A 393-nucleotide genomic window follows, 5' to 3' on the forward strand; every position below is an offset into this window, starting at 1 on the left:
CCCCCCCCCCCCCCCCCCCCCCCCCCCCCCCCCCCCCCCCCCCCCCCCCCCCCCCCCCCCCCCCCTTTTTCTTCATCCCCCCACCCCCTCTATCTACACATGTCGTGGTTCGTCGGCAGCGTCAGATGTGTATAAGAGACAGCCTCCAGGTTTTGCGGCTACGGCATAACCGGCAGAGCGAGCCAAGCGGTTGTAATCGCCCTCAATGTAATTATCGAAAGTATAGTTCGGATTTAACTGCGGATCTACGTCTGGGGGGGGGGGGGGGGGGGGGGGGGGGGGGACAGTACTCATGATCTCGTATGCCGTCTTAGGAGGGAAATGGGGTGGGGGGGGGGGGGGGGGGGGGGGGGGGGGGGGGGGGGGGGGGGGGGGGGGGGGGGGGGGGGGGGG

The 393-nt window shown here is 70.2% G+C and carries 1 pseudogene; it reads right to left on the bottom strand.

Going from position 1 to position 393, the window contains the following annotated elements:
- Positions 1-141 precede the first annotated feature (141 nt).
- Positions 142-249 (bottom strand): annotated as a pseudogene (locus JHD69_RS21400) (DnaA ATPase domain-containing protein); the annotation flags it as partial.
- Positions 250-393: the final 144 nt, after the last annotated feature.

It is taken from the genome of Pedobacter sp. ASV12 (genome assembly GCF_016429155.1).
Classification (GTDB): Bacteria; Bacteroidota; Bacteroidia; order Sphingobacteriales; family Sphingobacteriaceae; genus Pedobacter.